Here is a 26,277-nt window from a genome sequence, read left to right on the forward strand (position 1 = left end):
CGAACTCTTGGTCACAAGATCGCACGGGCAATGACGTATGCGGAAAATGATCGACAGAAGATCGACTCCACCCGCGACACCCGCTCCCCCGTCGCCTTCGAGAGCAACGAGGCGTAGATCCCCAGCTGGGTGAAGTAGGCATCAACGGTTGCCGCGGTGACACCGAGGTCGGTCTTGTAGTCGGCGATGACGAGGTCGTCGCCGTCACGGTAGACGAGATCGGCGATGCCCTCGATGGCGGTCTCACCGTCGGGCGCCATCCCGTACAGCGGCATCTCAGTCCAGTGCTCAGTGGCCGCCGCTCGACGCACGACCTCGCACGCCAGCGTCGATCGCACCATCGCTGTAAACGACTCAATGTCGGTGACGCCCGCTCTTCGGCCGATGGCCTCGGCGAACTCCGCCACCGACGGATCATCTGGCTCCACCAGCCCGATCGTGTCGAGGACAGCGTGCAGAGCGGTCCCGACCTCCTCGCCGTGGTCGACAGCCGCCGTAGCCGAAGGCAACACCTCGTCGCCCGGACGGGCCGGCACCGCGTAACCACCTTTCACCGCAGTGTGCGCCGCCGCGGCCCCGTGCACGATCGATGGCACCGACATCAGCGATACCTTCGACGAGTTCTCCTCCACCAGAGCGGTTTTCGCGAGCCACTCGTCCCACGTCTCGCCCACCGTCGACCGCTCGACGACAGGCTCCTCCAGCCGCACAACGTCACCGAGCTCCGGCGTCACCGGATCGACGACCGCGTCGAGCCCCGGCTGCAGCACCGCGCCCCACGAATCCCGAGTGGCGCCATACCCGGACACGGCGAGCTGCGATTCGGCTCGCGTGCAGGCGACGTACAGCAGCCTGATCCGCACGGCCGTCGCATGCTGCTTCTGCCACGCGCTTGCGGTCTCGTAGTCGACGCTCTTCGCGCCCTTCGATTTATGGGAATGCACGACGCCGTCGTCGTCGACGATCAGCGCCTCGGCCGCGCGCCGCACGCCCCCACTCATCCCGGCCAGCACCACCATCGGGAACTGCAGGCCCTTCGCGGCGTGAATCGTCATGATGCGAACCGCATTAACGCCGATCTCCGGCAACACCGCCTCGGCGACGCGCGCAGTCTCCTCCTGCCGCGCCGCCGCCCAGTCGAGGTACTCGCGCAACGATCCGCGGTCCTCCTCGTACCAGGCGTGCGCCTGGTCGACGACAAACCGCAACCGCCGCCACACGTCGCGGTGTCGCGGCGAATCCATCGACACCTCGAACACCCGCCGGTCGACGGCGAGCCTGCTCAGCAACCGACCCGGCGTCAGTTGCCCCAGCTTGGACCACACCTCACGCAGGTAGAACAGCCCGGCGGCTACAGGCGAGTCCTCCTGTCCAGCGGGCGGATCGCCATACCAGTGCCACCGCCCACCGGCGGCCTTCCAGCGCAACAGGTCGTCGTCACCGCATCCGAACAACGGCGTCCGCAATGCTCCGACGAGGGCCGCTTCGTCGGCCGTGTTCGCCAGCGCCCGCGCGGTCAGCAACAGGTCGTGGGCCTCCTGCGTCGAGTACACGAGAGACGATGCTTCGCAGCGGAACTCAATACCTGCGTCGGCGAGCGACCGTTCGAGGTAGGGCAGCACCGTGCGCGACGGGATGAGGATGCAGATGTCCCGCAGCGCGATGGGGTCGTGGGCGTACCCGTCGTCGGCACGCACCTCCTTGCGCCACCCGCGATTCACTGCGGTGTAGATGATCTGCGCTACGTCGCGGGCCTCCCGCGTCCTCGCGAGCTCGCTGCTGCTGAGGTTGGCCTCGTCCTCGGTGACGGCGGCCGTGTCCACGAAGACGAACGCTCCTGGGCCGTCGGCGGGATCCCAGTGCGGACGCCCCGGCGCAGCATCGAAGGGCTGGTACTCCGGTTGGATCCGCGGCTCGTCGGCGATCAGCGCACCGAACACCTGGTTCACCCAGGAGATGACGGGCACCGTCGACCGGACGTTCGTCGTGAGGCTGACGATGTCGGTGGGCGGTGTCGTCTCCCGCGCAGTCACGTAGTCGGCTCGGCGGAAGCGATAGATGGACTGTTCGAGGTCGCCAGGAAGCGGATCGATCTGCGGATCGGCGTCGGGGTCGTCGAGGACGCTGCGCATGGCCATGCCCACGGTGATCACCGGGTCATCGAGGACGCCACGGCGCTCGCGAGCCGGCACTACAGCAAGGGCGCGTTGTCGCCATTCGGTGGCCGACGCGGCACCAGCCCCAGGCCACGGATCAACGAGTTGAACTGGTGCGTAGAAGGATTCGACCCCGATGATGGAATCGGCACCGCGGGTGTCCTCGCCCCAGCTGACGATGCCGACCGGGCTACCGGCGAGGTGTTCCAGCGTACGAAGCAGCCAGCGTGACGGGACTCTCTCCGCTCCGCCCCCGAGGCTGTCGCGGGGGAACGTGATGACGCGATGGTGAGCGCCCGCGGCGAGAGTGCGCTCGAAAACCATTCGCTGGTAGGCGATGTCGTCGGCGGGCGTGATGCCGGTGACCTCGGGCGGGAGCAGCGGGTTCGGGGCGCGGCGTGCCGGCATGATCCCCTCGGCGGCGCCGACGATGATGCTGACGTCGAGGTCGCGCCCGACGCCGTCGCTGAGCGGTCCGATGCTGACGCCGACGCCCCTTGTGCCGACGCGTCCGACGTGCGACCGAATCCGGCGGTTCACCGCGTCCGCGATGCGGTCCGCGGTCGGGGCCGGCGCGATGCCCTCGATCTGCGTGAGGTCGGCGATGACGGAGCGGATGGCCTCGAGGTCTCTCGCTGCGAGCTCGTCTGCGGGTGGTCGGAACATCGCGTCGATCAGCCCGGCCAGCGCGTTCGACACCTCGGTCCAGTTCGCGGCCTCGTGAATGTCTCGAAGGTGACGTCGAAGTTTGGTGACCCATGCGTGGAGGGCCTCAGCTGCGGTTGCGTGGCTGCCCTCCACCCGTCCGGGCGCGAGGCGTTCCCAATCGTCACCGCGGACAATCGGAACCCTGTTGCGAGTGAGCCTTTCGATAAGCGGCTGACCCATCACGCCGTCGGCCAGCGGCGGCGAGGTCAGCGCGCGTTCTGACATCACGTCGAGCAGTTCGCGTCGCGGGATGTCGTCGGGATCGAAGCTCAGCAACGTCCGGAGGGCGCGCGCGACGGGGCGGTCTGCCAGGCCTTCCGCAGCCGGCCCGTTGACCACAACGCCAGCAGCCGCGAGATGCTCGTGCAACAGACGTAGATACGGCTCACGGGATCCGTAGTGGAGTCCGATGCGATGGGCCGGAGTCCCGTCAGTGAGATGCCCCCGCACCAGTCGCGCCACCGCTCGCACCTCGTCGTCGGCGTCCGACGCGTGGATGACCTGCGTCCCGAACTCCGGCTTCGGCGCTTCGATCACCGTCCCACGGGCTGCGAGCGCGCCAACCAGTTCCTTGTCCTGCCGGGTCCGCGGCGTCGGGCAACAGACGATCACATCGCCGAGCGCGTCGAGATTGTCCATCGCGGCGCTATGCGCTTCGAACGGCAGGTAGTAGGTGTTGCCGAGAGACGCAATTGCTGCGTCATGGATTCGGAGGAGCTCAGCGAACAGTGACGTCGACGCCGACACTGTGGATCGCTCTAGATGCGCAATCTCCCACGACGCCGCAGCCAGAGCATCTGCGGTGATCGGCTCCTCGGCAGTCTCATTCAATCGGAACGGCGACGTCGCCAGAACTGCATCGATGGCTGCCGCATGGATCTGCGCCGTCAACTCCAACCTAGGCGCCAGCCGTCTGCCCCCAGCGCGCCGACGCAATGCCGACGGTCCGGCAACCGCCACGTTGGCTGTACCCACCGCGGCGAGCGCACGGACAGCGTCACTCCGGCTCGCCGTATTCGGAACAAGGACGGTGCGTCCACCAAGATCGAGCACGTCGCAGAGCACTGCGGCAAGAGATGGCGACGTCTGCATCGCTCATTGGTATCGGAGGACACCGACAGAATCTAAGCTGCCAGCAGAACCTTTGAACGGGGCCGGCCTCGTAAGCAGCACGGAAGGACTACGGATGAATCAACCTTGGGTGCTGCCGACCATCCTGTCGCAGCCGCGAGAAGCCGAGGCCGCGCAGTTGCTTCGTCAGTACTTCGCCGCACCCGCGGGACAACCAGCCTTCTCGGGCTCACGGTTCGAGCGATTCGCTGGTGGAGGCGACCGCGAGCAGGTGGCGAATGTCGTCACTGCCGACGACGTCATCGCCGTATCGATGTTGAGTGTTCACGTTCCGGGCGGTTCTGCTCTTCGATTGCTCGGAGACGTCGAAAAGGCAGTATCGGAGGACATTTCGCGGCTGCTTGCTCTGTTGCCCACTGATCTCGAGCTCGCCGACGCATCCGACGACCAGCTGGCTCCAGCCGACGAACTGTGGACCGTTCTCCGGCGACAGGGAAAATTGGGACCCACAACCACCAGCAAGCTACTCGCGCGTAAGCGTCCGCAACTTCTACCAGTCATGGACAGTGTCGTGCTCAACGCCGTGGGACATCGACGGAGCACGAAGACCAACTTCTACCGCAGCCTCCGTGACAGCCTGAAAGCCGACGATTCTGTACTGCTGAAACGCCTACATAGGTTGCGGACCGAATCAGGTGTCGGCCCCGACATCAGTGACATCAGGATCTTCGACGTGGTCGTCTGGATGGACGGGACACGGCACCGCCGCGAATGACGGATTGCGGGCTCCCCCAGGGAACTTGCTCTGTACTGCCACGGATGGCATGGAAAGTCGTGCCATGTCGTAGCCGCCGGGTAGCCTCCCACAATGCTAGCTCACTTCGCAAAAGTGATTCGCGGCAAGCTCAAAAGGAGCGCTCATGACCGTCCTTTATCGCGCGGTACGGTCGGATTCGGCAACTACAGATCCAGTGTCGACCGCTGTTCGGTTCGCGGGCCTCGCTGCATCATGGGTCCTTGAGTGGCCCGACTCACCACCGCTGGTCGACGGAGCTACAGAACTAGCGGTATCTCAGGGTAGGACGCGAACAATCCAGTCACGCCGCTTTGGTGACACTGGGTTCGAAGTTGTCGTTCAGGACCGGAAGTCAGGAGAAGCGACCGACTGGACGACGGTGATCACGGTCGTGACGAAGAACGATGCGATTCACTGCCTGATCGAGACGCGAATGGAATCCGCGGACCTCACGCAGCGCGTTTCGGTCGAGCGCCCAAGGATCGTCCACCAATGCTTAACGTGGCGGCGAAACCCTCTCTCGGAGCCAGCTTACTCTTGACTGAACCGCAACCGATACCCACCAGCGGCGTCGAGATCCTTACTTCCATTCTGGCTAACCCAAGCCGCACTGTCCCCGTTATTGCATGCTCGGAACCAGGAGGCGCACACGACAACAGCTGGCTAGCGTCGCAGATCGCCGCCCGTGTAGAGGGGATTGCGGTAGTTGTAACGCTCGATGAGGCCGCGGTAACTGCTTTCAAGGGAACGCTCGGCGATCTTGCAATTTGGGGCGGAGGCATAAGAGTCTACGTACCCGTCCCGGTGTCAACGGGATCAGAGGGTTGGCGCCACAGGTACTACCTTCAAGACCGCATCCAGTCTGCGCGCTACGCCACTGTGGACCGGATCATAGATTCGGTCGCCCAACTCCCAGCACGCCGACGAGTGCCCAATGCCTTTGAGATGTTCAATGATCCGTCGGAGGCCGCTGCGGTGCTTGAACTTGTCAGGTGGATTGACCAGGAAGTGGAAGATTCCCTGAGCTCTATTCAGCTTGACCGATTCATGTAGCTGAGACTCACTCTCGTATTTCGCCCCACCTACGGTTCACTACGCCTTAGATATCGAACGTTGATGCGAGAGGAACAACCTGCGGCGAACTTGGCCATGCTTGCATGTGATCGGGATACAGTCTGGTTCAGCCCCGGCACCGACGCACACCAGAAAGTGGAACGTGACTTCGATAGACGACTCAGCCCCCGCCTCAGGCTCAGTGTTGCTCATTCGCGATGAGGAATGGCTGGTCACCCGCGCCGAACGGGCGAGTGACGGCGAGTGGTTCGTCACCGCTCAGGGCGTGTCCGAACTCGTCCGCGACACGTCCGCGACGTTCTCGACGGCGTTGGATGAGATTCAACTACTCGATCCCGCCGAGGCGCAGGTGGTGGGCGATGATTCGCCCGGGCACCGGCGATCACGGCTCTGGCTCGAGGCGATGGCCCGCAAGACGGCGGTGCCCATCACGGATCCGACCCTGACCGTGGCCACCCGCGGTCTGGCGGACAGCCTGCCGTATCAGCTTGCCGCCGTGCGCAAGGCGCTGGCGCCCGACAACCTGCGCCCTCGCATCCTGCTCGCCGACGCCGTCGGGCTGGGCAAGACTCTCGAGATCGGGATGATCCTGGCCGAGTTGGTTCGTCGCGGCCGCGGCGAGCGCATTCTGATAGTCACCCCGCCTCACGTCCTCGAGCAGATGCAGTTCGAGATGTGGACGCGGTTCGCGTTGCCCTTCGTCCGGCTCGACTCGCTGGGGATTCAGCGGATTCGCCAGAAGCTCCCTGGAAATCGAAACCCGTTCGCCCACTTCACCCGCGTCATCATTTCGATCCACACGCTCAAGAACGACCGCTATGTCAGCCATCTGCGCAAACAGCACTGGGACGCCGTGGTCATCGACGAAAGCCACAACGTCACGGGCGCCTCTCTGAACAATCGCCTCGCCCGCCTGTTGTCCACTCGCACCGACGCATTGATCCTGGCCTCGGCAACTCCGCACAACGGCCGCAAGGAGTCCTTCGCCGAGTTGATCCGCATGCTCGAGCCCAGCGCCGTCACGCCCAGCGGTGACCTGGTCGAGGAGGAGGTGCGGCGCCTGGTCATCCGCCGCCACCGGCACAGCCCGGAGGTGGCCGGCTACGTGGGAGGCGATTGGGCCGAGCGGCTCCCTCCGGACAACCAGGTGATCGCGGCATCTGCCATCGAGAACGAGATCGCCCGGGAACTCGACGAGGTGTGGCTGCACCCGTCCACCGGGAAAAGTCCCTATTCGGGCCCGAGTTCGTCGCTGTTCCCATGGACGCTCGTCAAGGCCTTCCTGTCCTCTCCCGCCGCGCTGGAGGCATCGGCGTCCGAGCGGCGTAAGCGCCTGGGGACCAATCTCACCGCCGCGCAGGAGCCTGAGAAGGCGGCGCTGGTTCGGCTGGAGGAGTTGGCTCGGCGAGGCCTGGTGGAGCCGAACGCGAAATACGACGCCCTGCGCGCACACCTCACCGATATCGGGGTCGGGAAGGGCTCACCGATGCGCGCTGTGGTGTTCGCCGAGCGTGTCCCCACACTCCACTTTCTGCGAGAGAAGTTGCGCAAGGACTTCCGGTTCGCCGCCAACGAGGTGGCGGTGCTGCATGGCGGGCTGACCGATACCGATCAGCAGGAGGTGGTGGAGTCCTTCAAGATGCAGTCCTCACCGATCCGGGTGCTCGTGACGGGCGATGTGGCCTCCGAGGGAGTCAACCTACATCTGCAGTGCCACAACCTGATTCACTACGACATACCCTGGTCCCTTATCAGGATTCAGCAGCGCAACGGCCGTGTGGATCGGTACGGGCAGAAGCACCCGCCGCGCATCACCACCCTGCTCCTCGACCCCGATGTGGAGAACTCGCTCGGTGATCTGAGAGTTCTGACGCGCTTGATGGAGCGCGAGCACGAGGCACACAAGGCCCTCGGTGATTCCGCGTCGTTGATGGGTAAGCACGACGTCAAGACCGAGGAGGACGAGATCCGCAAGGTCCTCGCCGGACAGCAGAGCTTTGACGAGACAGTCAAGGAGGTCCGTCAGGTAGGCGCGGGGGACAGCTTCGACGATCTGTTCGCGCGGTTGTTGGGTGGTGCGGACGAGGGCGCCCCCGGGGTGGTGAACGATGGCCCGTCCACGGTGTACGCGAGCGAGCTCGATTTTCTCGCCGACACCCTCAACGAGGTGTTGGAGACGCCCGGGCTTCCGTGGCCGGACGGTGTGTCGTGGAAGGACGAGCCCACGCACCAGATCGCCGATCTCACGCCATCACCGGATCTGCGCAAGCGCCTCGAGGTTCTCCCGCAGTCGTACATCAGCGACCGGGGCGTTACGGAGCGGCTGCGGCTCGCAACCACGCTGAGCCGGGGGCAGGCGTCACTCGATGCTGCACGGGGCGCCGGGGAGCACACCCTGTGGCCGGAGGCCCACTACCTCTCACCCCTGCATCCGGTTGTCGAGTGGGCTGCGGACCGTGCCCTCGCGAAGCTTGGACGCAATCAGGTGTTTGCGGTGCACGGTCCGGTCGACGAGGTGGCGGTGCTCCTGCACGGCACGCTGAGCAACCGACGCGGCCAGGTTGTGGCGTCCTCGTTTCTGCTGACGAGGTTCGTCGGGGGCGCGCCGGACCGGCTGGCGATCAGCGAGCCGCATCCGACTCTGCGCAGGGCGCTCGAGGCCCTCGGCATTGCGAGCAACCACGTCAATTCCGGTGCTCCCGCCGACCTCGAGGACCTGACGGCCTATGTCGGGCCAGCGGTTCGCGCGGCGCGCGAGACACTCACCGCGGTGGTCGATGCCGCAGAGAAGGACACCCGTGCCCGCGTGCAGGCGTGGGCGGATCGGGTGACGAGGTGGGACGACGAGGCCGATGCGCTGGTGCAGCGAACCGAGATCCGGGAGCGACGCTCGCTGGTGGTCGGGGAGAAAGAGATCGCCGAGTCGCTGCTGCCTGATCAGCGACTGGTTCGCCCGCTTCTTGTAGTGGTTCCGAAGGGAGACGCTCAGTGAGCGCGAGCGATGCAATTCTGATCGGCGAGGGCTGGATCAGCGAGCACTACTTCACCACCGACGCCACCCGCCAGTCGTTCAAGGCCCGGGTGCTCGCGCGGCGCAAGATCTGGGAGGAACAGAAGGACACCGGATCGGTCCGCTCGCGCTTCACCGCTGTGCGCGGATCGCTACTGTCCCGGCTTGCGTCGCTGGACGACAACCCCGACCTCGCCACGGAGGTCCGCAAAGACCTGGTGGATGTTCTCGGCTACACCGCACTCGGTCTGAGCACCGTGGTCGCGGGGCCGGTGACCACCGTCCGGCAGGTGAGCCTCGCCGGCGGACCCGCCGTGGCGGTGGTCGCGGCGGTCCCGGTGGGGACGGCCGACGACCTATTGGACAAGGATGTCGCCACCCTCGTCGAGCCTTACGACGTGGACGAGTCGACGCAGATCACGGCGGTCTCGCGGCTGCTCTCTGCCCTGTTCGTCACTGACGACGCACCGGACTTCGCGCTGGTGCTGGCGGGTCGGGTCGCGCTGGTTGCCGAGCGTGAACGCTGGCCCGAGGGCCGGTACCTGGCCATCGACCTCCAACTCGTCGGCGAACGCAACGACGACAAGAAGGGCGGCGAGATCGACACGGCCCTGGCATGTCTGTCGGCCGAGTCGCTTGCACCGGACGCCGAGGGCAACATCTGGTGGCACTCGGTGCTCGAGGAGTCCATCAACCACACCGTCGGTGTATCCCAGGACCTGCGCGAGGGTGTGCGCCTGTCCATCGAGATCATCGCCAACGATGTGGTGACCCGCCGAGCCGCCCGCGGTCTGGCCCCGCTGCCGAGTGAGCAGGCACAGCCACTGGCCATCCAGTCTCTGCGCTTTCTCTACCGAATCCTGTTCCTGCTCTACGCCGAGTCGTCGCCCGAGCTGGGCGTGCTGCCCACGGGCGCATCCGAGTACGAGCAGGGCTACAGCCTGGATCGGCTGCGCGACCTCATTCAGATCCCGCTCACCTCCCCGCAGGCAGAAACCGGCTCGCACCTATACGACTCCCTGGCCGTGCTGTTCAGGCTGGTCGACCGGGGATATGCGCCCACCGAGTCCGAAGAGGACGAGGGATTGCTCGAGGCGCTCACGTTCCGGCCGCTGCGGGCCGACCTGTTCCGCCCGGCCACCACAGCCCTCATCGACGAGGTCAAGCTGGGTAACGCTGAACTTCAGCGGGTGCTCCAGCACCTGCTGCTGAGCAAGGAGAAGCGGGGCAGCGATCGCGGGTTCATCTCGTACGCCGAGCTCGGAATCAACCAGCTCGGCGCTGTCTACGAGGGGCTGATGTCCTACACAGGACGTTTCGCCGACACCGATCTCTACGAGGTGGCGAAAGGCGGTGACGGGTCGAAGGGCTCCTGGCTGGTCCCCATCGACCGTGCAGCCGGGATAGACGACAAGGACTTCGTCCGCCACGAGGACCCCATCACCAGCGAGCGCAAGCCGGTGTTGCATACGCGCGGCTCGTTCGTGTTCCGCTTGGCCGGGCGTGAGCGCCAACAGTCTGCGTCGTACTACACGCCGGAGGTGCTGACCAAGTTCACGGTGGGCCAGGCCCTCGAAGAGCTGTTGGACCAGGACGGCGCGATCACATCGGCCGGAGAAATCCTGAACATGACGGTTCGGGCGTTGAACCGGGGCTGAAGGACGACGCCGGGAAGTGGGACCTGCGGCCCCACGCCAGCCGAATCCAGGTCATCGACCAATCCGCCCTCAGTATCTGGCACGCGATCCTCGAATCCGACGCAGTACCCGTCGGGCAGTCCCGCATGGTCTACACGGTCAACCGCTCCACCGCCGCAGTGCTCGACAAACTTGCTGCAGCGCCTCGGATCGGCGATCTGGGGTTGTTCTTCTCACCCGGCTGGCACGAGAAGAATGACCGGACTGAGGGCTACTTCGATGCAGAATGGGGTGTTCCTGAATCGTGGGATTCGGCTATAATTCAGGGGCCACATTTACACGTCGCGAATCCGCTCTACAAGCAGCCGAACCCGACGATGCTGAACAACAAGGATTGGACGAGCATCGACCTGGAGGCACTCGCCATCGATGCGATACCTGCCACTCAGTACAGACCGACGGGCAACAGTTCCGACTACGATGAGGCCTATACACGATGGTCCGTGACTGAGGGTTCGGTACCTGCGCGCCACTACTTTCGGATCGCGTGGCGGGCTATGGCGGCCAACACCGGCGAACGCACTTTGATCCCCGCGATCATTCCGCCGGGTACGGCGCACCCTCATACAGTATCTGCCGTTGGCGGGCCGAATATTCCCCTCAAGCGCATCGTCGAGGCAGCGGGATTCATGACATCGATCATTGCCGATTTCGTGATCCGGGCGGTGCCAAAGTCGGGCATCCTCATGTCCTCAATAGACAAACTACCGATGGTGCCTGATGGGCCGTATTCTGAAGCAATCGTCGAACGTGTCCTCCGGCTCACCTGTTTGACCGCTGCATGGGCCCCCATGTGGGAGACAGTGACAAAGACTGAATGGCAGCCTACTGTCGCATGGCGCATCGCCCGTGACCGCCGCCTCGGCTTGGTGGAAATCGACGCCCTTGTTGCACGCGCACTACGCATCGGAATTGACGACCTTATCGGCATTTATCGATCACAATTCCCGGTTCTGAGAGGCTACGATTTCGACGAGTACCTATTCGACGCGAACGGCCGACTTGTCCCACTCTCTATTCGACAATCGTGGAAACGAGATCCCTCAGCGGTGTCAACTCCTGCCGGTCGAACGTTCAAGCATCCCGGCTCCGGTCGCACGTACACCTACGAAACTCCCTTCGTCCATCTGGACAGGGAGGCTGACATGCGGAAGGCTTACAACGATTTTGGATAGTTGCTGGCGGTAGCCTCGTATGCAATTCGCAGCTCCTCCTCGCGGTCGCAGTTGACGAACGGCAAGTCGTAAGTGTAGGCCGTCCCCGAGGTGGGATGCATCGAGGTTCGGGCGTCCACAGGGAATTCTTTCTCCGATGTCGGTTTGCCCGATTTCGTCCAATTCTGCCTGATTTCCACAGGCACTGGGCGACCTCTTGAGTCATACAGATACTCGTCGCCGTCATAACCGCGCAACACGGGGAACTGGGTACGATAGATCGTCAGCAGGTCCTCCAAGGGAACGCCAAGTGCATAGGCGACAAGTGCGTCGATTTCATTCTGAGCCACCCGTCGCTGGTGTGCTAGAAAATAGGGGACACCCATATCCCAGCTATTTCCGGACACATCCTCCCAGAACTCGGAATAAGCCTTGGTTAAGCAGTTCAGCCGTGCCACCTGCTCGGCAATTCGATCGCTCACGGGCCCCGAGGTCGCGACCATCGGTAACCGCTCTACGGTGCTCATCAAGATATCGGACTTCGGCACTGCTCGAACCAGGAAGTCCGACACCAACGAGGACAGGACACCGAGCACAACTGCCAGAATTCGCGAGTTCACCTCGGGGCCGCCGATCGAGGAGACGCGGTGAACATGAGCTGTCCCCGGAGGAATCAGCGCAGGGATCAGGGTGCGCTCGCCAGTGTTGGCCGCCCTGGTTCGCCATGCGATTCGGTAGGCGCTCCGGGGCGAAACGGTCCCGCCGTTGTTAGTCCACCTGCCATATGCACTGCCGTACATGGTGGCATCGCCGCATGGCCGGTACTGCGTCACGGGGATCGCATCGACGGCAAGCGCCTCTAGATCGACCGGCGTCCAATCCTTGTTGTTCCGCATTGTTGGGTTCGGCTGCTTGTAGAAGGGCGTTGACACGTATAGGTGCGGCCCTTGGAGAATCACCGAATCCCACGATTCAGGGACTCCCCACTCAGCGTCGAACCGCCCTTTGCTTCGATCGATTGTCTCATTCCACCCGATCGAAAGCTGGAGCCCGATCGCTCCGATCCTCGGCGCCTCTGCCACCCTTGACAAGACAGCGGCCGTCGCCCTATTGACCGTATACACCATGCGGGACTGCCCGACGGGTACTGCGTCGGATTCGAGGATCGCGTGCCAGATACTGAGGGCGGATTGGTCGATGACCTGGATTCGGCTGGCGTGGGGCCGCAGGTCCCACTTCCCGGCGTCGTCCTTCAGCCCCGGTTCAACGCCCGAACCGTCATGTTCGAGTGAGCGTTCTACCGTGTCCGGGTGGTAGAGGGAGGTGGCCTGCAGGAATGAAACCACCTCGCGCGCAAAACCATAGACGTGCACCCCGTAACTCACGAGGTTATGGACTTCGAAGAGCGAGAGTTCATTGATGAACTGCCAATGTCTGCGCAGACGGCGGTAGGTGGCCGAGCGCAGCGGGCCTGCCTTCTCGTCGGTGAAGTGGGTTTCGGGGTGGATGAGACCGACCGAACCTGTTGATTTGGCATGGTCCCATGTTTGAGACATGAAGCTGCGGTATAAGTCGGGCGCCAACCCAGCCGTTGCTGGATACACGACTTCGCTGCCAAGGAACGCGGCGGTCGCTGCTACTTCACCATTGGCCTCACGTACCAGGGTTGCGACGCCAGGAGCGTCGAGGGCGAGCCTGCGGTGTGCGGCGTCCTCCCTTGCGGTCGACTTGGACTTCAGCTGCCACCAGGGATCACCCTCCGCAAGCAGGGCCTCGACGTCAGATCGCGGCCGCACCCACGGGGGATTTCCGACCTGCAGGTCGAAGCCACCTCGGGAGAATACGGGGGCGAAGTCCAGCTCCCAGTGGAAGAAGCCCTGCTGCGCAGCCACGCGCTCCGCCGCCGCGAGCCACGGATGCTCGTCCAACACCTTGGCTACATCACTCACCATGGCGAAACCAAGGTCGCTCTCCTCGGCGATGCCGAGGTCCTTCCAGTTCGCGGCGGAAGCGAGTGAGAGTTGCCCCAGCGGTTGCTTCCTCACGTTGCCGACGCGACCGAGGAGCTGCTGGAGGGTCTCGATCCACTCATCGAAGGATGGCGGCGCTGTCTCCTCGGTGAGCGGCCAGAACCACAGGGCGCACCAGGCGTCCATCACCCGACGGAGACGGCGATACGCACCGTTCGGGTCGGCGAGGCTCTGCTCGATCTGCTCGCGGGTCACCGCACCGCCCACGGGCAGATCGTCCGCCCCCCAGACCGCGATGGATCGTCGGATCTCACTCTCCGCGATCGACAGCCGGCGCCAGACGAGTTGCCAGAGCACCTCTACACGCCGACCGAGCCCCACCAGGGTGTCCACCTGCGCCTTGGTTGGCTGTACCAGCACCTGCTTGCGCCACTGTTTCAGCTTCTGCAGCTCCTCGGGCGCAAGTTCCTTGGCCTCCTTGGCGTTGATCGCCGAGCCCCACCCCTCTGCTGGAAGCAGGAAGTGATGGATGCCGCCACTGGCCGCGCCGTCCCTCCCTTCACTCACATCACCGGGAATGTCGCTGAGCGACAGGTCGTTCGGGACGGCCTTGAGCCAACCCCTTTTCTTCTCCACCACGAAGCGGGGGTAGATGGCGTGCCGTGCACCGATGAGCGAGTTGCCCCGGCGCAGATGCAGGCCGAACCAGGGTGCCTGCAGCCCTTCCATCATCGTGTCGAGCCACAGCGAGATCTCGGCCAATTCGACTGCCGTGGAATTGAGGTCGACTCCGTAGACGTTGTGGAGGGCGAGGTACGCCTTCACCTTCTGCAGTTCCTTGGGGTACTCCTCAGGGTCGATGCGCTCACCCACCTCGTCCTGGCGCCGGGTGAGATACTCGGCCGCCAGTTGCCGCACCGCCTCGATGGCGAATGCGCCCGATCCCAGTGCGGGCTCACACACCGTCATGTTCGAGTGAGCGTTCTACCGTGTCCGGGTGGTAGAGGGATGTCGCCTGTAGGAAGGAAACTCGCCCTCGGTCGTCCGAGTAGACATGAATTCCGTAGGTAACGTGGTTGTCGATCTCGAAAAGCTTGAGTTCGTTGATGAACTGCCAGTGCCTGCGTAGCCGCCGGTAGGTGGCCGAGCGCAGCGGACCGGCCTTCTCGTCGGTGAAGTGGGTTTCGGGGTGGATGAGTCCGACCGAACCTGTTGGACGGCGTAGGCGGCCTTGGCAGAAGCTGGGTTCCATGAACAACACCGACATCGGCCCAGCGTGGGCGAAAGAGATCGAGTCCTGGCGTGTCGCGATGAACGCTATGCGTCTGTCCCCGCAGACAATTGAGCTCCGCACCTACCACCTGCGCAGACTTGCGGGAGCAAATCTGGCGGCCACTCCATGGCGGGTTACTCGAAGCGAACTGCTGGAATGGACAGGGCAGCACGATTGGCGGCGTGAGACGGCGCGGGCGGTCCGGTCGTCCTTCCGTCGATTCTGGGCATGGGGTGTCAGTACCGGGCGCACCACCGACAACGTGGCGGAGGTGCTGCCGATGGTCCGGCCCGAGCAACCGCTGCCACGCCCGGCCGCACCGTCGACGGTCGTCAAGGCCATGAGGGCCGTGGATTCCCGCGTGGGCTTGATGGTGCGACTGGCCAACGAACTGGGGATGCGCCGCGGGGAGGTTGCGCAGGTGCATCCGGAGAACGACATGGTGCAGGAGTCCGGGGGGTGGGCGCTGGTGGTGCACGGGAAGGGCTCTCGCACGCGCATCCTGCCGCTCCCGGACGACATCGCGGCGCTGCTCCGGACAGCGCCGGCAGGCTACCTCTTCCCGAGCCCGATCGGCGGGCACCTGTCGCCCCACTGGGTCGGCACCCTCGTTTCCCGGGCGCTCTCCGACGGCACCACGATGCACCAGCTCCGTCATCTGTGCGCCACCGAGGTGCACCAGCAGACCCACGATCTACGGCTCGTGCAGACCCTTCTGGGCCACGCGTCGCTGGCGACCACCCAGCGGTACGTCGCGGTGGACGACGACAAGATGCGCGAGGCGTTGGCAGCTCGTTCCCGGCGGTGGCACATGTGAACACACCGGTCGGGCTTTTCTCCAGCGTCTGTCGGTGGCGGCCAATAGAGTTTGGCGGGTGAGCGAGCTACTCCCCGGCGTACAGGCGCCAGTAGTCCAGGACGGAATCCTGGATTACCTGTCCACCACGTTCGCTCTCGCCGACGAAGAGGCGCGCCTCTCGCTCGCGGAGTTTCTGGCCGACCGCGCCAATGGCATCTTCAAGGGCCCCTACCTTCGTCTGCGGCTGCCGTTCAAGGCGGCCGCAGACGGTTGGCGTGACAGCCTGGAGTGGTATTCGGGCTTCCCGCCGTACGGGCATCAGGCCAGGGCTTTCGCCCGGCTGAGCAGCCTCGATGTCGGCGAGGCGAAGCCTCGACCGCTGCCCACGCTCGTCACCACCGGGACCGGCTCGGGCAAGACCGAGGCATTTTTGTACCCGATCATCGATCACGTGCTGCGCGCGAAAGAGCGAGGCGTGACGGGCATCAAGGCGCTCATTCTCTACCCCATGAACGCGCTCGCCAACGACCAGGCGCAGCGCCTTGCCTCGATTCTGACGTCAGATGACTTACTTGCCGGTGTGACGGCCGCGATCTACACCGGAGAGCAAGGATCACAACGGTCCAAGGTGTCCAGTGATGGGCTGATCACCCGCCGCGACGTGATTCGCAGCGATCCGCCGGACATCCTGCTCACCAACTACAAGATGCTCGACCAGTTGCTGCTGCGCGACTCCGACGCCGAGATCTGGGCCAAGAGCGCCACGAGTCTGCAGTACCTGGTGCTCGATGAGTTCCATACATACGACGGTGCGCAGGGCACCGATGTATCGATGTTGCTGCGGCGCTTGGGAATCGCACTCAAATCGTATTGGCCGACCGAGTTGTTCACGGAGGCGGATCGGGTGCGGCCGCTCGGTGTCATCACCCCTGTCGCAACATCGGCCACCCTCGGTGACAAGGGTGACCCGTCCGCGATGCTCGAGTTCGCCGGCACGGTGTTCGGCGAAGAATTCGATGAGTCTGCCGTCGTCACGGAATCCCGACTGACCGTGGACGAGTGGGCCAAGGACATCTCGACGCTCGACGCGCGCACCGACCGAGAAGCGATCGAGACCACGGTGGAGCGCGCGTCGCTGCTCACCGATGGTCGACAGATCGCCGAAGCGGTATTTAGCAGCCTGTTCGTCACCGCCGACGGTGGAACTCCCGCCCTGAACCAGGCGTCTGCGGACGAATTGCTTTCTCTGGCCAAAGCTCACCCGTTCACACGCACGCTGGCCACTGCCGCGGAGCAGGCGCAGCCACTGGGTGTGCTCATCGATGCCATCCTGCCCGCGTTCGCCGTCGATGAGCGCAGCCGCGCTGTGGCCGAGCAGTTCGTGCTGCTGTTCGCCTCGGCGCTGAGCCATGTCCGCAAGGTCGTCGGGCGCGACGCGCTCTCGGTGGATCTGCACCTGTGGGTGCGTGAGCTGAGCCGGATCGACCGCGTCGCGCTCGGCACACCGCAGTACCTCTGGTCCGACGACACCCACCTCGGTGACATCGGCGCCGACGGCAGCGGCATGGGCGCTCTGGCGTTCCCCGCGATCTTCTGCCGACACTGCGGCCGATCGGGTTGGGCCGTGATGCGCGCACCGGTGGGCGGATTCGACCTCAGTGCCGCCAATTCGAGCGACATCCGACGCGGCCGCCTCGCAGGCAACCACGAGTTTCGCGCTCTCATCCACGCACCGAGCGAGGCCGAGCAGGAGGCGCTGCTCGATGTTCCCGTGGCGCGGGATCGTGACGAGCCGAAGCTGATGTGGTTCCACACCGCCGAGCGTCGCGTGGTCGCCGAACGCCCGGAAGACGACGCCGAGTCGGCCGCGAGCCGAGTGCTTCCCGTGCTTGTGCACAACGGACCGTCGGCGGCAGAGTTCTCCACCAACGACACCTGCCCATCGTGCATGCAGAAGAACGGGATTCGCTTTCTCGGCTCGGCCATCGCCACCTTGCTGTCGGTCGGCCTGTCGACGATCTTCGGCAGTGACGAGCTGGACAAGGTGGAGAAGAAGGCCCTCGTCTTCACCGACAGCGTGCAGGACGCCGCGCACCGCGCCGGGTTCGTCCAGAGTCGCTCGCACAGCCTCACCCTGCGAGCGGTGTTGCGCGGCGCGGTGGGAGACGATCTGGTGAGCCTCGATCTCCTCGTCGACCGAGCCATGCAGCAGGCCGGCGACGATCCGCACCTGCGCTATCGCCTCATCCCACCGGATTTCGCCGATCGCGCGGAGTTCGACGACTTCTGGCGACGCGCGAAGCAGAGCCAAGTGCCCGCGAAGGTGCGCACCCGCGTCAAGCGGCGCCTACTCCTCGACACCGTTCTCGAGTTCGGGCTCCAAGCTCGGCTCGGTCGCACCCTCGAACTCACCGGAAGCCTCGCCGTCGAGGTCGACATCTCGCGGGAGGTGATGCTCAAGGCCGCGCGGGAGGTCCACCGCGTGGTCGGGCCTGAGGCGTTCGAGGGCCTCGGTGCCACCGACGCCCAGCTCGTCGGTTGGGTGCGCGGCGTCCTTGAACGGATGCGCACCGACGGTGCGATCGAGCACGAATGGTTCCGCACCTATCAGCGCGAGGACGGCCGCCGCTATTCGATCTGGGGTGGTCGCCCACGCTCGGACGGCATGCCCGCCTTCCCGCGAGGCCGGGGCGCTCCGGCGTACCCCCGAGTGGGTGGTGGCGGTGGTGCCCGGGACAGCGATCTGATCTCGGTGGGATCGTCGAAGAGCTGGTACGGCGTCTGGACTTCGCGCATCCTGCACTGCACCGCGGGCGAAGGTGCGTCGCTGGCCGTGACACTTCTGGACCAACTGGCCTCGCTCGACATCATCAATGTGGTCAACACGAATTCGGGCGGGAAGGTCTACGAGATCCCCCAACAGAGCATCCTCGTGGGACCGGTCGGCGACGACGGCTACAGCCGCGGCGACCACCTCCTCGAATGCGAGGTGTGCCGCTCCGCAGTGCCGGGCACCCGGCGTGTCGTCGACGAACTCGTCGGCGGCCCCTGCTTCGTGCTGCGGTGCACCGGCGCGCTCGCTCGGACCGGCGGCCGCCCCGACAACTTCTATCGGCGGCTGTACCGAGCCTCCGAGATCACTCGCGTCGTGGCCCGCGAACACACCAGCCTGCTCGACGATGCGATCAGGCTCGATTACGAGAACCAGTTCAAGTCCAGTTCCGAGAACCCCGAAGCGCCCAACGTTCTCGTTGCTACCCCCACCCTCGAGATGGGTATCGACATCGGGGATCTGTCCACCGTCATGCTCGCCTCCCTTCCGAAGAGCGTCGCGTCCTACCTGCAGCGAGTGGGCCGCGCCGGACGGCTGACCGGAAGTGCGCTCAACCTCGCCTTCGTCTCCGGTCGCGGCGAGCAACTCCCACGACTGGGCGACCCGCTCTCGGTGATCAACGGGCAGGTGCGACCCCCGGCCACCTATCTCGACGCCGAGGAGATTCTCCGGCGGCAGTACATCGCCGCGGTCGCCGACCAGCTTGCCCGCCGAGTCGACGCGCCGCACCCCGCGTCCGCCCGGCAGGCCATCGGTGTGATCGAACCGGGCAGTTACCTGCACACGATCATCGAGTCGGCCGAGAGCAGCGCGAGCCTGGAGCCGTTCCTCGCCTCGTTCGACTCGTTGACCGAGCAGGCGCAGGTGCGGCTCAAGCAGTGGGTCACACCGGCCGCCGGTCCGCTGTCGAGCGAGTTGTCGGTATACCTCCACGAACGCCGTCACCTGTGGGCGAGCCAGGTGGAGTCCCTCGAGCACCGGGTACACGAGATACAGGCGAGTTTGCCCGAGTTGCAGGTGCGGGCCGATCTGCCAGCCGCAACCGATGACGACAAGGTGGCCCTGCGGACCGCGAAGGCTGCCCTCGCGCTGGCGAGGAGGCAGCTGGCCGACCTTCAGGGGGAGTACTGGATCGGCGTGCTCGAGCAGCACGGAATCCTGCCCAACTACACGTTGCTCGACGATTCGGTGACCCTGGACGTGACCCTGAGTTGGATCGACCCGGACACCCAGGAATACAGGTCCGAGCCCGCCACATTCGACAGGGGCGCCTCCTCCGCGCTGCGCGAATTCGCCCCCGGCGCCACGTTCTACGCTCGCGGCTTCAAGATCCAGATCGACGCGGTCGACCTCGGTTCCGACGGAGATTCGATCGAGCGTTGGGCCTTCTGCCCGTCGTGCGGGTACGGCAAGCACCTCGAGCAGGGAGACCCGCCCTCGTCATGCCCGCGCTGTGGCGCCGTGGGGATCTCGGATGTGCGGCAGATCCTCGACGTGGTCGAGCTGGAACGTGTCTCATCAGCCATGCGGCGCGAGGAGGCTGCCATCGACGACGGCCGCGACGAACGCGATCGCGTCAACTTCCAGATCGTCACCGCCGCCGATGTGGACACCCCGCGTCACCAATGGTTCGTCGAGAACTATCCGTTCGGGCTCAAGCACCTCTCCAACATGACGATTCGATGGCTCAACATCGGCAAGATGTCCGAATCGGGGTCGGGTCACCGACTGCTCTCCGGCGAGGAGTACAACGCGGCACTGTTCCGTGTGTGCACCGGCTGCGGCAAGCTCGACGGCCGCACCGGACAGAACCTGCCCTCCGAGCACCGGCCCTGGTGCAAGCACCGCAACGCCGTCGAGGAAAACGTGCGACAGGTGGCGCTGTCGCGAACACTGCGCACCGAGGCCGTGGTGATCCAGCTGCCCGCTGTCATCTCCATCGGAGATAGGTTCGCCGTACCCAGCCTGCTCGCCGCTCTCCAGCTGGGTTTGCGTGAGCACCTGGGCGGAGCGCCCGACCACCTCGCGTTCGAGCGGATCATCGAGCCTCACCTCAGCGACGGCACAGAGAACCGCGAAGCGCTGCTGATCCACGACACCGTGCCCGGTGGCACCGGCTACCTCGCCGAACTGGCCGACCCGATCAAGTTCTACGCCCTGCTCCACCGCGCGTGGCTGCTCGTTCGGGACTGCCCGTGCAAGGACGAGGGCCGCGCATCGTGCCACCGGTGCCTGTCGCCCTACATCAACAGCTACACCCAGAAGTGGGTCTCGCGGGCGTCCGCAGAGCGGCACCTGAGGACGATCCTGCTCTCCGGCGCGGCGGAAGGAGAACCGAGCGAAGGATTCGGATGGACGGTAACCGAAACGGCGACCGTCCCCGCGGATCAGGAGACGCACATCGAGCAGAAGTTCCGCACCGTCCTCCACACCCGGCTGACCAGGGGTCTCGGCGCGAGTGTGCACGAGCAACCCGGTCCCAACGGCAACCGCTGGACAATCAACCCCGGCGGTGGCCGCACCTGGGTTCTCGAGCCTCAGCTCGGCCTCGGCCCGGTCAAACCCGATTTCGTGCTCTACAGCAACGACCAGAGCATTCCCCGTGTCGCCATCTTCTGCGATGGCTGGCAGTTCCACGCGAGTCCGGTGATCAACCGCATCGCCGATGACGCCACCAAGCGCGCCGCTTTGCGCGACCGAGACTACGTCGTGATCGGTCTGACGTGGCAGGACCTCGTCGACGCAGAATCGGACGCAGCCCCGCCGCCACTCTGGTTCTCCGAGCAGCGCTGGACACGCACCATGGCCGAGACCGCCGGAACGCTCAATCCGGGTCACGTCGAGCTGGTCAAAGGTGGTCCTGTCGACTACCTCGTGCGGTGGATCAGCAACCCCGATCCGAAGGGAATCGCGGCACTCGCCGAGGCCCTTCCACTCCTGCTGGTCGGTGCCGGACCGTACGGCAAGGCCGAAGCTGCCCGACGGTTGCTGGATCTAACCACGGCGATACACGACGGCGGAACCCTGCCGACCGACGGCGACCGCCATGTGTGGGGTTGGCAGCACGACACACTCACGGTGCTCGCACGCACTGTCGCCGCGATAGGGCGCGACACCGAGGTGGCCGTCCTCCTCGACGACCGTGACAGCCGTCTGGGCCAGAACCACAAGAGCGCGTGGCGTGAATGGATTCGGCTCGCCAACCTGCTCAACTGCCGCCAACAAATCGCGCACATCACGACGCGAAGTCTTGCCGAGTCGATTCCGGCGCAGGCGGCCCCCGGCGGTGTCGAGTTGGCCGAACCGTGGGCGACGCTCTATCGGTCGGCCCTGACCGACGCGGAGAAGTCGTTGATCGCACTCCTCGCGAGCACGGGAGCACCCGCCCCATCGGTGGGATTCGAGACCCCGAGCGGCTTGCCTCTCGACATCTCTTGGCCGGAACACCGCATTGCCGTCGACATCGACCTGGCGGATGACGACCGTAGTGAGTTGAGTGCCGATGGTTGGACGATCATTGACGCCGACCTGACGACAATCCTGTCCACACTGTCTGCAGCGGGAGCCGACTGATGTCCCAGATCATCCTTGGTCCCCAGCAACACGCTCCGCAGATCGACGGTTCCGTCAAGAGCAAGGCCTACAAGTTCCTCGAGAAGCTGGCCGAGAACGACACGCTGCCCGGCCTCCACATCGAGCCGATCAACAACTCCATCGACCCTCGGGTGCGCACAGGGCGGGTGGACGACTTCTGGCGCGCCGTCGTGTTCAAAGTGCAGGGCCGGGAGCAGGACGCGATCTACGTCTACCTCGGCGTATGGCCACACGACGCCGCCATCGAGTTCGCGCGGAAGGCTCGACTCGAGGTCAACCCTGTCAACGGCATCGCCGAACTGCTGCTCTCCGACACCCCTGTCGTCGCGGCGCCCCCGTCTTTCGTGGCGGCTTCCGAGCCGGCTTCACCCGCCGAACCGCTCTTTGCCCGTCTCGGTCTGGGCGTCGATGCGCTCGTCGGCGAGTTGGGACTCGATGCCGAGGTCGCTGAACTCGCCGTGGAGTGCACCGCAGCCGAGGACGTCGTGGAACTCGCGTCACTGGTGACCGGCTGGCAGGGCGTCGCGCTGATCGACCTCAGCGCCGGGCGTTCTGTCACGGCTGTGAAGGAATCCCTTGCCATCTGCGACGAGGTCCCGCCGCCTCCTGCTCAGGACCCGGACACCGCGCTGGCAACCGCCCTGCGCCACCCGGCTGCGCGCCTGCAGTTCGCGTTCATCGAGGACGACGACGAACTCCGCCGCGCCATCGAGGACGCCGACTTCGCAGCATGGCGAGTGTTTCTCCACCCTGAGCAGCGCACGTACGCGGAGTCGTCGTGGAAGGGCTCGTTCCGTCTCTCGGGTGGAGCGGGCACCGGCAAGACCGTCGTGCTTCTCCATCGGGCCCGGCACCTTGCACGGAAGAATCCCGATGCGCGCATCGTGTTGACGACCTACAACAAGACCCTCGCCGACGCGCTGCTCCGCGATCTCAAGATCCTCGACCCTACGATCACCATCGCGGACAAGCTCGGTGACCCCGGCATAGTGGTGCGGGGGGTCGACTCCGCTGTTCGAGGGGTGCTGCACTCAGGGTCGTCGTACGTCGAACGTGCAGTCGAGCGGGTGCTCGGCTCCCGAACCAGCCAGGTGGGCACGATGACCGACCGCTACGCATGGCGCGACGCCATCACCGCTGGTGGCTCGGAGCTGGGCCCGAATCTCAAGAGCCCCGCCTTCTTCAAATCCGAGTACGAACTCGTCGTGCTGGCCAACCGTGTGCGGACTTTCGGGGAGTACGCGAAGGTCCGGCGCGCCGGCCGCGGCGTGCCACTCGATCGCCGAGCACGGTCGGCAGTGTGGGAGGTCATCAATGCCTACCGGCTCAACGCTGCAATCCACGGCTCGGTCGACTTCGCCGAATCCGCGGCTATCGCTGCCGAGGTTCTCGATCTATCCGGCGAGCGCCCGGCCGATCATGTCCTCGTCGACGAGGGCCAAGACCTCGGCCCGACGCACTGGCAGTTCCTCCGGGCGCTCGTACCCGTGAGCCGCGACGACCTCTTCATCGCCGAGGACTCGCATCAACGCATCTATGGCAACAGGTTGATCCTCAAGAATGTCGGAATCGAGATCGTCGGCCGATCCCGGCGTCTTCGGCTGAACTACCGCACCACGGCTCAGAACCTGCGCTACGCGGTGAGTGTGCTCACCGGGACAGAGTTCGTCGACCTCGAAGAGGCCGCGGAGGATACGAGCGACTACCGGTCGGCACGCACCGGTCCGGTGCCGCGGCTGATCGCGGCCGCCAGCGTGGCCGAGGAGCTGGACCAGGCAGCAACCGTTGTGAGGACCTGGCTCGAGGAACTCGCGGATGGCGTGGGCCAGGAGACAATTGGCATCTTGGTCCGCACCGAGCGGGCGGGTGAGCAGTTGGTACGCGCATTGGACGAGCGCCACGTGCCCTCCCGTTTCGTCTCGGACAAGACAGTGCCGTCCGGCAAGCCCGTGGTGATGACGATGCACCGGGCCAAGGGAATGGAGTTCGCCCGAGTCCTGATCTTCGGTGTCGATTCATCCGCTCTGCCCGCGCAGTTCGCGCTGAAGAACGTCGCTGAGGCAGAGAGGGCGGATATTCTGCAGCGTGAGAAGTCCCTGCTCTACGTCGCTGCCACCAGGGCGCGCGACGAGTTGGTCATCATCTGGGCGGGGGAGCCGAGCGAGCTGTTACCGGAGGACGAAGCGACAGCCACCCCCACGTAACATAGAGCGCGGACCGTAAACTAAGCGAACCCAAATCCCAGATCCCCCGCGTGCGGGGCCGCCGACTCCGGATCATCCCAAAGGCTCGAGCGAAGTTCCCAGGGTAGCCAGTAGTCGGGATCGAATTCGTTGCTTTCGCTCCTCGAAAAATACAGCAAAGTCGTCGAGACCGAGGGGCAGTGCGTCGAGATCGTTATCAGCGAGATAGGTCGCTCGCTTGCCCTCGTCTGGAAAGGCTTCGGGGATCCAATCTGCAGGGAGGCTATCCTGCTTCTCGATGTTAGCGGTGCCCGGGAGCAGCTGAAGGTTCGGCAGTAGGTTCACGGCGGCTAGGTAGTCGTCGACCTGGGCGGCCGGGATCCCAGCATCGAGAAGCTTCCTCCTTGTGAACCTAGACCTGGGAAAAATATGGTCCTCGTGGAATTTTTTACTCAGATCAAGTCCCGGATACAGAACCGACAGAACCGAGAAGGTCCGCTGGCCCGCGTATTTCAGATTTAGCAATTCATCAACTTCAGCGTGGTCGAAAGTGAGGCTCTTTCCAACCGCCGCCATGGCGTCCTCAACCGCGGCTACCGGAAACCCGGTGCCCGCATTGATTAGGAGCACCTCTCGAATACGGGTGAGAAGCGTATCCAGGCCGGATCCCCAGATGCCCCGTTTCACCAGAGAGCGAGTCACCCAACGCTGCAGGGCGAGCCTGTCAGTAGAATCTGCGGTGGAGTCGAGATAGGAGTCGGTCGCGCCTCGTAAATGTAAGTAGTGCGCTACCGGGATGATTACGCTATTAGCGGTGAGGTTCCGTTCGTTGTAACCAAACTGCTGAAGCAGTGTTGCAGCTCGAAGCAACGCGCCCTTGATCTGGGGCCACGCCGCCTCGACCTTCGCCATGTTGTCCTGCGTGAAATTGGTGACCTTGAACCTCACATCGAGATCGGCGATCGTTAGCGCAGTCTTGAGCACGACATCTTTAGAGAAGGAGAATCGTCGCCCAGCAGTAGTGTTTATCTCTGAAACCAACGACCGCACCTCCTCTCGAGCGTCGAGTTCCTGCCACTGGTTCGTAGCCATCGACAGTAGCAAGTCCGAATACGAGAGAGTCGTTCCGCCACTGTTCACGCGAACAAAAATCTCGAGCACTTTGTCTGGGTCCTGATCATTCACCAGGAAGTAATTCATCGGCTTCAGGACGCGTACAGCCTCGTACAGGTCGTAGAGTCGCTGAAACGCGTCCGCCGAACCGGCAATTCCACGCCCGTGCAGTTCCTTCATGATCGCCGGCCCTGCATTTCCGAGGTCAAGTACTGCACCCACTCGGAACCATCGGCTTATATGACCATCGGCTGGCTCAGCCTCCAATTTCGTCAGAAACCTCAGATCATACTTAGCTCCGAGCTCTTCATCATCAGGCTCGTCGACAAGATTGAGATAGAGTCGCTTCACAGGGAACGCATCTGCGCTATTCCACCATGCATACTTTTTCTTTTCGGCGAAGCTTCCATACAACGCTATGTTGAGTGCGGTAAGCCGCTGCTGGCCATCGAGGACTGCCGTTGTACCGTTTTTCGCCGGAACGGTCGCCTTCTCCGCGTATGGGTTGTCACGCTCGTGGTAGTTGGTCAAGAATTCGTAAAAGGTGTACCCCTGCGCTGTTTCCGGCTTGACGTCCCAGAGCAGGAAAGACCCAACTGGGTATCCACGCATCAGACTGTCGACCAGTTTTATAATCTGATCGGCACCCCAAACGAATTCACGCTGGATAGCCGGCATCAGGTATTCGTGCCGATGGATCGCAGTTAGCATTTCCTCTATGCTTCGAGGAGTCTGAAAGGACATATCCTTACTTTCGTTCAAGCTGACAGATGGTCAGGTTTTCACGCCGCCCGAGGACCATCAGGTAGTTGCGCCGTCTTTCGGGCTAGCGAACTGAGCGTTGCC

The 26,277-nt window shown here is 64.3% G+C and carries 11 protein-coding genes; 7 read left to right on the plus strand and 4 right to left on the minus strand.

Annotation, left to right across the window (positions count from 1 at the left end; all coding sequences use genetic code 11):
- Positions 1–11 precede the first annotated feature (11 nt).
- Positions 12–3,839, minus strand: a complete 3,828-nt coding sequence (locus tag KIK15_RS18720; RefSeq protein WP_214242943.1) for a 3'-5' exonuclease — start codon at positions 3,837–3,839, stop codon at positions 12–14.
- Positions 3,840–4,050: 211 nt separating this feature from the next.
- On the opposite strand from KIK15_RS18720, the gene KIK15_RS04765 reads away from it, so the two are divergent.
- The 4 genes from KIK15_RS04765 to KIK15_RS18275 all read left to right on the plus strand — a co-directional run bounded on the left by KIK15_RS04765 (position 4,051) and on the right by KIK15_RS18275 (position 11,687).
- On the plus strand, positions 4,051–4,710 hold the full coding sequence (locus tag KIK15_RS04765) for a DUF6308 family protein (protein WP_214242944.1): 660 nt from the start codon (positions 4,051–4,053) through the stop codon (positions 4,708–4,710).
- 1,237 nt (positions 4,711–5,947) lie between these two features.
- Positions 5,948–8,797, plus strand: a complete 2,850-nt coding sequence (locus KIK15_RS04770) for a DEAD/DEAH box helicase (protein WP_307851731.1) — start codon at positions 5,948–5,950, stop codon at positions 8,795–8,797.
- Positions 8,794–10,473, plus strand: a complete 1,680-nt coding sequence (locus KIK15_RS18270) for a hypothetical protein (protein ID WP_250323926.1) — start codon at positions 8,794–8,796, stop codon at positions 10,471–10,473. Before KIK15_RS04770 ends, KIK15_RS18270 begins: the two co-directional genes overlap by 4 nt.
- Positions 10,474–10,598: 125 nt before the next feature.
- Positions 10,599–11,687 (plus strand): type II restriction endonuclease subunit M, encoded by a 1,089-nt coding sequence (locus KIK15_RS18275; protein ID WP_250323927.1) that lies wholly within the window; start codon positions 10,599–10,601, stop codon positions 11,685–11,687.
- Here the strand turns inward: KIK15_RS18275 and KIK15_RS04780 are convergent.
- Positions 11,669–14,599, minus strand: a complete 2,931-nt coding sequence (locus KIK15_RS04780) for a class I SAM-dependent DNA methyltransferase (protein WP_374222817.1) — start codon at positions 14,597–14,599, stop codon at positions 11,669–11,671. The genes KIK15_RS18275 and KIK15_RS04780 overlap by 19 nt on opposite strands.
- Positions 14,592–14,903 carry a hypothetical protein gene (locus KIK15_RS04785; protein ID WP_214242946.1) on the minus strand — a complete coding sequence of 104 codons (312 nt, stop codon included), beginning with the start codon at positions 14,901–14,903 and terminating at the stop codon, positions 14,592–14,594. Before KIK15_RS04785 ends, KIK15_RS04780 begins: the two co-directional genes overlap by 8 nt.
- Here KIK15_RS04785 and KIK15_RS04790 point away from each other — a divergent pair.
- From KIK15_RS04790 to KIK15_RS04800, 3 genes are read left to right on the plus strand one after another with little or no spacing between them, the layout of a single operon-like run.
- Positions 14,887–15,726: a tyrosine-type recombinase/integrase gene (locus tag KIK15_RS04790; RefSeq protein WP_214242947.1), complete on the plus strand. Its 840-nt coding sequence runs from the start codon at positions 14,887–14,889 to the stop codon at positions 15,724–15,726. The genes KIK15_RS04785 and KIK15_RS04790 overlap by 17 nt on opposite strands.
- Before the next feature lie 58 nt (positions 15,727–15,784).
- On the plus strand, positions 15,785–22,114 hold the full coding sequence (locus tag KIK15_RS04795) for a DEAD/DEAH box helicase (protein ID WP_214242948.1): 6,330 nt from the start codon (positions 15,785–15,787) through the stop codon (positions 22,112–22,114).
- The gene (locus tag KIK15_RS04800) at positions 22,114–24,339 is read left to right on the plus strand and encodes a 3'-5' exonuclease (RefSeq protein WP_214242949.1); all 2,226 of its coding nucleotides are present in this window, start codon (positions 22,114–22,116) and stop codon (positions 24,337–24,339) included. The genes KIK15_RS04795 and KIK15_RS04800 overlap by 1 nt, the downstream gene beginning before the upstream one ends.
- A gap of 72 nt (positions 24,340–24,411) precedes the next feature.
- On the opposite strand, the gene KIK15_RS04805 is transcribed toward KIK15_RS04800, so the two are convergent.
- Positions 24,412–26,175 (minus strand): DUF262 domain-containing protein, encoded by a 1,764-nt coding sequence (locus tag KIK15_RS04805; RefSeq protein ID WP_214242950.1) that lies wholly within the window; start codon positions 26,173–26,175, stop codon positions 24,412–24,414.
- Between the last annotated feature and the right edge of the window lie 102 nt (positions 26,176–26,277).

The organism is Williamsia sp. CHRR-6, assembly GCF_018474015.1.
GTDB lineage: Bacteria > Actinomycetota > Actinomycetes > Mycobacteriales > Mycobacteriaceae > Williamsia_A.